Annotated in this window: 7 protein-coding genes and 1 pseudogene; 2 read left to right on the forward strand and 6 right to left on the reverse strand. The window is 74.1% G+C overall.

What is annotated here, in order from left to right; all coding sequences use genetic code 11:
- Window positions 1–21: 21 nt before the first annotated feature.
- The 4 genes from VR44_RS27705 to VR44_RS27720 all read right to left on the reverse strand — a co-directional run bounded on the left by VR44_RS27705 (window position 22) and on the right by VR44_RS27720 (window position 4,512).
- Window positions 22–1,383, reverse strand: coding sequence for an MFS transporter (locus VR44_RS27705; protein ID WP_052713854.1), 1,362 nt, complete (start codon window positions 1,381–1,383; stop codon window positions 22–24).
- Window positions 1,380–2,036 (reverse strand): GTP cyclohydrolase II, encoded by a 657-nt coding sequence (locus VR44_RS27710; RefSeq protein ID WP_045950344.1) that lies wholly within the window; start codon window positions 2,034–2,036, stop codon window positions 1,380–1,382. The genes VR44_RS27705 and VR44_RS27710 overlap by 4 nt, the downstream gene beginning before the upstream one ends.
- A 128-nt stretch (window positions 2,037–2,164) precedes the next feature.
- Window positions 2,165–3,358 carry a hypothetical protein gene (locus VR44_RS27715; protein WP_045950345.1) on the reverse strand — a complete coding sequence of 398 codons (1,194 nt, stop codon included), beginning with the start codon at window positions 3,356–3,358 and terminating at the stop codon, window positions 2,165–2,167.
- The gene (locus tag VR44_RS27720) at window positions 3,355–4,512 is read right to left on the reverse strand and encodes a glycosyltransferase family 2 protein (RefSeq protein ID WP_045950346.1); all 1,158 of its coding nucleotides are present in this window, start codon (window positions 4,510–4,512) and stop codon (window positions 3,355–3,357) included. The genes VR44_RS27715 and VR44_RS27720 overlap by 4 nt, the downstream gene beginning before the upstream one ends.
- A gap of 301 nt (window positions 4,513–4,813) precedes the next feature.
- On the opposite strand from VR44_RS27720, the pseudogene VR44_RS43020 reads away from it, so the two are divergent.
- Window positions 4,814–5,950, forward strand: a pseudogene (locus VR44_RS43020) (dihydrofolate reductase family protein); the annotation flags it as partial.
- Window positions 5,951–5,998: 48 nt separating this feature from the next.
- Here VR44_RS43020 and VR44_RS41515 read toward each other — a convergent pair.
- Window positions 5,999–6,799 (reverse strand): neocarzinostatin apoprotein domain-containing protein, encoded by an 801-nt coding sequence (locus VR44_RS41515; protein WP_094191953.1) that lies wholly within the window; start codon window positions 6,797–6,799, stop codon window positions 5,999–6,001.
- A 113-nt stretch (window positions 6,800–6,912) separates the two neighbouring features.
- Window positions 6,913–7,632 (reverse strand): S8/S53 family peptidase, encoded by a 720-nt coding sequence (locus VR44_RS27730; protein WP_245692346.1) that lies wholly within the window; start codon window positions 7,630–7,632, stop codon window positions 6,913–6,915.
- A 470-nt stretch (window positions 7,633–8,102) separates the two neighbouring features.
- Between VR44_RS27730 and VR44_RS27735 the strand changes: the two genes are divergently transcribed.
- On the forward strand, window positions 8,103–9,354 hold a 1,252-nt coding region (locus VR44_RS27735; protein ID WP_045950347.1), incomplete at its 3' end, for a M4 family metallopeptidase.

Below are 9,354 nucleotides of genomic sequence, written 5' to 3' on the forward strand. Positions count from 1 at the left end.
AGGCGGGCGGGCGGCCTCGGGTCAGGCTTCGGCCGACCGTGCGCGCGGGCTGCCGAGCCGGTGGGGTGCCAGGCCTCCGGTGAACCGGTAGCCGAGGCCGCCCAGGGCCACGAGGCAGGCGAGCACCACCCACAGGAGCGCGGCCTGCCGTTCGACGAGCGCGCCGACGAGCGCGGGCCCGGTCGTCGCGGACACCGTCCAGGTGAGGTTGAACAGGGAGAGGAAGCGGCCGCGTGCCCCGTGCGGGGCGAGGGTCGCGGAGAGGGCCACGACGGCCGGGGTGGCGGTCATCTGCCCGGTGGTGAACAGGATCACGGCGCCCAGGACGAGGGCGATGGAGACGGCTCCGCCGGTGAGCGGAAGGAGGGCGAGCAGGCCCACGGTGGCGAGCATCAGCACCGCCGCCCAGGAGATCACCCGGCTGCGGGCCACGGTGCCCAGCCGGGCGGTCAGGGTGGACTGGACGGCGACGATGAGCAGCGCGTTGACGGTGAGCGCGGTCGACGGCAGCCAGGCGGGCAGGTCCTGCACCTTGACGAGGTAGACGGGGAGGATGAGGGTCGGGATCAGCCAGGCGAAGGCGAGCGCGGTCTGGGAGGCGAGGACGCAGAGCAGGATCCGGTCGGCGAAGACGGCCCTCCAGCCGGACCGTGCCGGTGCCGGCTGTCCCTCGGGGACCTGCGCCCGCCCGGGTTCGGGTTCCGGTGCTGGTTCTGTTCCGGCCGCCGCCGTGTCCTCGGGTGCCGTGGGCTCCGCCGGCTTCGCCTGCCGTACGGGCTTCCAGAACAGCAGGGCGGTCAGCACGCTGGTGGAGGCGTTGAGGACGACGATCAGCATCGGGGCGCCGGACCAGTCACTGGCCAGCAGCAGCCCGCCGACGACCCCGCCCACGGCCACGCTGGCGTTCTTGCCCGCCGCCGTGAACGCGTACCACCGGTCGAGTTCGGCGCCCTCGGCGAGGTCGGCGACGAAGGCCGGCCAGGCGGCCCAGTACATGCGGTCCGCGCCCAGGACGACGAGCATGCTCGCCACGAGGGCGGGCAGCGAGTCGACGAGGAGGTAGCAGAGGTACCCGGTGGCGGCGAGCAGGTTGTTGGAGATCAGCGACACCCGGGGGCCCCACCGGTCGACGGCCATGCCCGCGATCGGGGTCAGGGGTATGGACAGCAGCGTCGCCACGCTGGTCCCCAGACCTACCTGAGCCACCGTCAGGTCGGTGGTCATCAGGAAGAACAGGAAGGACAGCGGGGTGAACATGCCCGCGCCGAAGGTGTCGAGTGCCGTGGCGGCCACGATCCTGCCCTGTCCCGACAGGTCGGGGACCCCCAGGGCGCGGCGCCACCGCGCGGGCGCGGCCGGTGCGTGCGGCGTCGGCCGGCTCACGCCGGTGCCACTTCCGTCAGGGCGATGCGGTGGCCGGCGTGCAGGACCTTGGCCTCGATGTAGCGCCGGTTGCCGGCGCCGAGGAACACGCCGGTGCTCACCGAGTCGTGCACCTCTATACCCGAGGCGGTCAACTGTGCTGCCTTGTCAGGGTTGTTGGTGAGGAGGCGGATGCCGTCGACGCCGAGCGCGCGGAGCATCTGCGCGGCGGCCCGGTAGTCGCGCTCGTCGTCCGCGAAGCTGAGGCGGCGGTTCGCCTCGAAGGTGTCGAGTCCCTGGTCCTGGAGCACGTACGCGTCCAGCTTGTTGTAGAGGCCGATGCCCCGCCCCTCCTGCCGGAGGTAGAGCAGGACGCCGCCGTCGGCCAGCCGGTCGGTGGCCTCCCGGAGCTGGGGCCCGCAGTCGCAGCGGCCCGAGCCGAACACGTCGCCGGTGAGGCACTCGGAGTGCAGGCGCACCAGGGGCACGGGGGCGAGCTCCTCGCCGAAGACGAGCGCGAGGTGTTCGCGGCCGTCCACCAGTCCGGAGAAGGTGACCATGCGGGCCGTCAGCGTACGTCCGCCCGCCTCGATGGGGACGGGGACCTCCGCGCGGATCTCGCAGCGGGGGACGTCGGATCCGGGGTTCTCGTCTACGGGAAAGGCCGTGGCCATCAGTATTCAACACCCTTCGTGCGGTTCGTGCCGTGTGGTTCCGTGGGGGTGTGCGGCGGCGACCGGGCCGCGTCCGGGCATGGGGACACTGCCGGGGGCCGGGTGAGGGGTCGGCGCGCGCGGTCGGCTCAGGTGGACAGGGCGAGTTGGGGGTCGCGCCAGATGTGGCGGGCCGCGGGCAGGCCGGCCAGCCGCTCCTGGGGGAGGGCGGGCAGCGGCCCGTGGGCGCGCCGGTCGTCCCGGCCGGCGGTGAAGGCCTCCTCGGCGAGGCCGGTGAGGCGTGCCAGCCGTTGTTCGATCCACAGCCGGCGGTCGGGGTCGCCGGCCGAGCCGCCGAGGATCCAGCTGCGCAGGGCGACGCGGACCAGGGCGGGGGACGGCGGGTGCCCGGTCGGCGGGGTGTGCAGGCCCATCAGGTAGCCGCCGTGCCAGATCTCCTCGCACAGCCACATCAGTTCGGCCGGTACGCGCAGTCCCGACAGGGAGGCACGGGCCCGCGTCCAGCGCTCCTGCGCGCGCCCGGCGGCGGGGGTGCCGCGCAGGTACGCCTGGCGGGAGAGGAACAGCGGCTCGCCGTCGGCGCCGTCCGGGGTGGTGAGGACCACGTGGGCGTGGCCGTGCGGGCGGTGGACGAGCACCGGCGGGGTCTGCGGCAGGGTGCCGGCGGCGCCCGGACGCCCTGGCGGCGCGTCGGGGACGTCGTCGGCGAAGCAGGCCGAATGCCGGGGCCCGTAGCGGTCGTTGCCGATGATGCTGGCCGATCCGACGTGCTCCACCAGATGCGGGACGGAGATCAGGACGCTGCGGCGGCGCGCGGCCAGCTCACGGGCCACCACCACGTCGTCGGGTTCCGGCGCGGCGTCCTCGCCGGACACGGCCGACAGCAGGGCCTCCACGTCGTGCCGGGGCAGGAGCAGCGCCAGGGTGGGGACCCACTCCCCCGGTACGGCGGGCACCCAGGAGGCGCCCTGGAGGGCGGCGGCCCGGGTCGCGGCGCCGTTCCACGAGTTCCAGTTGGCGTAGAAGGCGAGCGGTGTGTCGGGATGCTCCAGCGCGGCCGCCTCGACGCGCCGGACGAAGTCGCGGCAGGGCTCCACGTCGTCCTGGAGCACGAGGTGATGGGTGGCTCCGGCGCCGATCAGGGACCAGGCCGCGCGGGCGGTGCGCAGGGTGGTGGGCGGCCCGTGCGGGTCGGGGTCGACGGCGATCCGGGCCCGCCAGGGCCGCAGGGTGTCCGCGAGCCGGCCGGCCTCGTCCAGGCGCCGGGGATGGGCCATGATCGCGGCGCTGATCACGGGCGTGCTTCCGGTGGCGGGGCTCACCGGGACGTTCCTTCCCGGTCCGGGGCGGTGTCCGGTCCGGTGTCGGCGGTCTCGCGGACGCTGTGCCAGCCCCGGTCGCCGCGTGCCCACTCCCACACGGCGCGGTAGACGGCCAGGGCGCCGACCAGGTGCCAGGGCACGACGAGGGCCCAGGCCAGGCCGTCGGCCCGGTCACGGTACTCGGGGCTGCGCCGGGCGCCCAGGACGCAGGCCGCGTCCGCCACCACGACCGCGGCCGCGGCCTTGCGGGCCCGGGGCGAGACGACCGCGGCGGCGAGGAGGGCCGGCATGGCGGCCCGGGCCGCCATGCTGCCGACCGTGACCGCCCCCAGCAGGCGCCCCCGCGGGGAGAGTTCGGGCCAGCTGACCACTACGGCCCGCAGCTGCCCCCGGGCCCAGCGGGCGCGCTGGCGCAGGGCCGCTGCCGGACGGTCGGTGGAGCTGACCCGCGACGGCCGCCGCAGGAAGCCGGTGGAGGCTCCCTCGCTCATCAGCCGCAAGGACCAGTGGTAGGACTCCTCGACGTCGTCCGAGCGGATCGGGCGGACCCGGTCCCAGGTGGCGCTCCAGGCGTAGACCGAACTGCCCGCGACGACGTGGACACCGGCGGCGCGGGCCAGTCCGCGCACGGAGGCGTGCCACACCGTGTCCTCGGCGGTCTTCACGCGTGAGGTCAGCCGCTGTCCGGGTTCTCCGACCTCCTCGGCCTGGACGAGGGCATGGCCGTGTTCCAGGGCCCACACCGCTTCGGCCGGCTGTCCGGGGTCGGGCACGACGTCCGCGTCGACGACGGCGACGATCTCACCCTCCGCGTGGGGGAAGGCGTGGTTCAGGGCGGCGCCCTTGGGCCGCATGCCGGGCAGGCGCAGGACGCGCCAGTCCAGTTCGGGGCGGCCGGCGGCGGCCCGGGCGTGCTCCGCCTGCTCCGCCTCCCGGGCGTGCTCGGGGCCGTCGGCGACGAGCCAGAGCACCTGGAGCAGTTCGGCGGGGTAGTCGAGGGCGGCCACGGCACGCGCCGAGCGGGCGAGCGTCGCCGCGGTCTCGCGGTGGAAGGGCATCAGCAGGGTGAGCCGGCGGGTGGGCCGCCAGCCGGGCGGGGGCGGGGCCGCCGCGTAGGGACGCAACGGCCAGGTGGGGACCAGGATGTCGGTCATCGGCGCCTCGGCACGGAAAGGGCCGAGAATAAACGCCGGTGCGGGCTCGTTGTTGACCGGTGCAAGATGACTCCTCCGTGAATGACTGTCAGGTTCCAGCTGTAGGTTGGTCCGACGGTGCACCGGATCTCGTCCGGTGGAGGTTCCGCAGAGGGCGGATGCGCAGATCGACTCGGCCGTCGAGACCGGTTGGCTCCAAGATCGACGGCACGCATTGGACTGTACCAATCGCCCGGCGTCTGGCCAACCCCGTTCCTGGGGCGCTGCAGTCGCCCTGTCCCCCGCCTCGAGGAGCCTTCCCGTGCCCCGTCCCTACGTTCTGCTCTCGGCCGCCGTCTCCCTGGACGGCTGTCTCGACACCCCTCCCGGGCGGCCGCGGCTGCTGCTCTCCAACGAGGAGGACTTCGACCGCGTCGACTCCGTGCGCGCCTCCTGTGACGCGGTCCTCCTCGGAGCCGGCACGCTGCGGGCCGACGATCCCCGCGTCCGGGTGGCCTCCGCCGCCCGGCGCGCGGCCCGCGTGGAGGCCGGACTCCCCCCGCATCCCGCGAAGGCCACCGTCACGCGCAGCGGGGACCTCGATCCGCGCGGGCGGTTCTGGCACCACGGGGGCGCCAAGGTCGTCTACGCCGTGGGCCGCGCCGCCCGGGACCGGGCCGCGGCGGCCCTCGGCGACCTGGCGACGGTGCACCAGGTGGCGGAGGACGACGTGTGGCCGCAGGTCCTCGGCCACCTCCACGGTCTCGGCGTGCGCCGGCTGATGGTCGAAGGGGGCGGCAGCACCCACACCCAACTGCTGCGGCAGGGACTGGCGGACGAGCTCCAGCTCGTCATCGCCCCGGTCCTCGTGGGCCGGCCGGACGCGCCCCGGATGTTCGGCGCGGGGGACTACCCGGGCGGCCCGGAGCACCGGCTGGCGCTGGTCGGCACCCGCCGGATCGGTGATGTGACCCTGCTGCGCTACGCCACCCACCGCCGCCCGGGAACCGGCGCACGGGCCACCGCGGCCGACGCCGCCTGGCTCGGGGAAGCCTGCGCGCTGGCGGTGGAGTGCCCGCCCTCCACGACGGCCTTCTCCGTCGGGGCGGTCGTCGTCGCCGCCGACGGCCGGGAGCTCGCGCGGGGCCACTCCCGCGAGGGCGGCGACGCGCGCGTCCACGCCGAGCAGGCCGCGCTCGCCAAGGTGCGCGGCAACCCCGACCTGGCCGGAGCCACGGTCTACAGCAGCCTGGAGCCCTGCGGCGAGCGCGCCTCGCACCCGCACCCCTGCGCGGAACTGATCGCCGGGGCCGGGATCCGGCGGGTGGTCACGGCCTGGCGGGAACCCGACACCTTCGTGCCGGGCGCGAACGGCACGGAACGGCTCCGGGCGCGGGGCATCACCGTGGTGGAGGCGCCCGAGTTCGCGGAGGCGGGCCGGGCGCCCAACGCGCATCTGTCTCCGGGCGACGGGTGCCGTCACGGACGTGTTCTCGGGGAACTGTCGTCAGCCGTCGGCCGGGGTGGTCACCGGGGCGAAGTGGACGGGGCGCGAGACCGAGTGCGGCCCGCGGACCCGGGTGCCGAACACGACGACCTCGCAGCCCGGGGCGGTACGGCAGTCGACCGTGCGGCCGTCGCCGGTGGTGAAGGACGCCGAGAGGGAGACCGTTTCGTCCAGCCGCCCCTCGTCGGTGGTGGCGGGCGGGCGGCCCCGGGTGCGGCAGGCGGTGGCTTCGGTGGAGCCGGCGGCGCATTCCAGGACCACCGAGTGGTACCGCGGCTCGTAGCCCCGTCCGGTGACGTGTACGGACTGGCCGTCGGCGAGTCCTTCGGCCGGGTCCACCCGTACGGTGGGCGGGGCCTCCAGCGCGCCGTGGGGCCGGAAGCCCAGCGGGACGGTGGTGAGGACGGCGCCGGTGTTGTCCGTCAGGGCGAGCCGGCACGGGTGGGCCTCGGTGGCGGTGCGGCAGTCGAAGGCGCCCTCACCGGTGGCGAGTTCCGCGTACAGCTTCTTCGGCGACTTCTCCAGGGTGCCGTCGGGCAGTACGCGGAACTGCCGCCCGGTGTCCTCGTCGCAGCCCCCCGCCACCGTGTCGGGGGCGCACATCTCGACCCACACGTACGCCTTGGGCGGGCCGCCCTTGACCGAGAAGCCGACGATGTCCCCGTCGAGCAGCCCGGCGGTGCGCTGGACCACCAGCTGCGGAGCCGCGGGCATCGCCTGCGCCGCCCCGCCCGCGGCCGTTCCCGCCCCGGCGAGGGCCACCACCAGCCCGGCCCTCCCGAGAACTCCCCACCACTCCATCGCGGATCCCTTCTGCCGTACCGGTCGGATCGAGGGGATCCTCCTGGCCCGCCGCCCGCCCCACAAGGACGCGATCAGGCCGACGACGCCGCCCGGCCGGAGGGGGCGGCCCGTCAGCCGCGGCGGCCTTCGCGGGCGAGGGCGGGTACGAAGCGGGCCGCGTCCAGGGTGCCGACGCCGGTGGCCATGTCGTAGCCGTTCACCGCGGCGTAGCCGGTGACGCCCTGGTAGCTGTTGTCCGTACCGTCGTTGACGTCGACGATGCCGGTGGAGCGGTCGTACGCGGAACGCCCGTACAGGCGGTACAGCGCTTCGTGGATGTCGCCCAGGCGCCTGCCCGCGGCCTGGTCGGCCAGGGCGACGATGCCGGAGAAGAGGGGGCTGGACTCGCTGGTGCCGCCGGAGACGTCCCAGCCCGTGGCCGACGGGTCGTAGCTGGAGTAGATCCAGGCGCCTCCGTCGACGGCCGCGGCCATGGAGATGTCCGGGGTGCCGCGGCGCGCGCTCTTGACCACCTGCACCTGGGTGCTGGGGATGCCGAACTGCCTGCTGTAGACGTCCAGGTCGTGCTGGACGGTGGGCGAGCCGAAGGAGTCCACGATGACGATCGTGCGGCCCTTGCCGGTGATGCCCGCCCGGTAGAGCGGGTTCAGGTCGTAGGCCTCGCGGTACTGCAGCGGCGTGTAGCAGGCGATCTTCCACTTGGCCCGGCACTCCTCGATGGAGAGGGGGCTGCCCACGGCACGGACCAGTGGGTGTCCGGCGACGGCCGGCCGGGCCGCGGTGTGCGGGACCGCGGAGCCGTGCCCGGGGGCGGTCGCGGTCACGGTCACGGCCGCCGGCGGCGGCTGCCGTGGCGAGCGCGAGGCGGCCGGCTCGCCCGGTGGGACGCGTACGGCGGACTGGATGCACGGCGGACTCCCTCGGGGGGTGGCGCCGCCCGGGGCGGCTCCCGCGATCACACCCGTCAAGTCATGAGCAGGACAAGGTTGTTTGACGCTTGATATCGAACGCTTTACCTGAACACGACAGAGGACACCAAGTACCAAGACTGGACCAAGTCGCGCCCCGGATCAGCCGAGTTGGGCGGATGCGGCCCGATTCGCTCCAGGCGTGAGTGTCCGCTCAGCGAACACGTCCCGTCGAAATCCGGACGCGTTTCGGCCAATACCTGACGTGTCCATGGCGATCATGAAGATCGCTGGCAACCTCTCCCCATCCCCAGCTGGAGACGATCCACACGCTCCGCCCGGCAGCCCGTTCCGGCCGCCGGTTCCACCCCCCACGCATCGAAGGAGTCCGCGTGAAGTCCACGCACCGGCGGAACGCCACCGCCACCGGCGCCCTGCTCGCCGCCGCCGCCCTGCTCACGGTCGGCGTCCAGGCCGGCAGCGCCAGCGCGCAGCCCGGCGGTTCCGCGAACGCGGCCGCGCCCAAGGGCCAGCCCGTCCGCAACCCGGGCGCCCTGCCCGCGCAGCTCACCCCGTCCCAGCGCGCCGACCTCATAGCCAAGGCGCAGGCCACGACGGCCGCCACGGCCAAGGAACTCGGCCTCGGCGCCCAGGAGAAGCTCGTTGTCCGCGACGTGGTCAAGGACCAGGACGGTACCACCCACACCCGGTACGAGCGCACGTACGAGGGACTTCCCGTCCTCGGCGGCGACCTGGTCGTCAACCGCACCGCGGCCGACCGCACCCAGAGCGTGAGCAAGGCGTCCAACGCCCAGCTGCAGGGCATCTCCACCGCCGCCCCGGCCGACGCTCCGGCGGCGGCCTCCGCCAAGGCCCTCGACGCCGCCAAGGCGGCCGGCTCCAAGGCCGACAAGGCCGACGCCGCCCCCCGCAAGATCATCTGGATGGCGAAGGGCGTGCCGACCCTGGCCTACGAGACCGTCATCGGCGGGCTCCAGGACGACGGCACCCCCAACCAGCTCCACGTCATCACCGACGCCAAGACGGGCGCCAAGCTGCACCAGTGGCAGGGCATCGAGACCGGTGTCGGCAACACCCACTACAGCGGCCAGGTCACCCTCGGCACGTCGAAGTCCGGTTCGAACTTCGTGCTGACCGACACGGGCCGCGGCGGCCACAAGACGTACAACCTCAACCACGGTACGTCCGGCACCGGTTCGCTCTTCAGCCAGACGACCGACACCTGGGGCAACGGCGCCAACTCCAACGCCGCCACCGCCGGCGCCGACGCCGCCTACGGCGCCGGGGTCACCTGGGACTTCTACAAGAACGTCTTCGGCCGCGCCGGGATCCGCGGCGACGGCGTCGCCGCCTACTCCCGCGTCCACTACGGGAACGCGTACGTCAACGCGTTCTGGGACGACAGCTGCTTCTGCATGACGTACGGCGACGGCACGAACAACAACGACCCGCTGACCTCGCTGGACGTCGCCGGCCACGAGATGTCGCACGGTGTCACCGCCGCCACCGCGGGCCTGGAGTACAGCGCCGAGTCGGGCGGCCTGAACGAGGCCACCTCCGACATCATGGGCACGTCGGTCGAGTTCTACGCGAACAACCCCAGCGACCCCGGCGACTACCTCA

It is taken from the genome of Streptomyces katrae, from assembly GCF_000966975.1.
Lineage (GTDB): Bacteria > Actinomycetota > Actinomycetes > Streptomycetales > Streptomycetaceae > Streptomyces > Streptomyces katrae.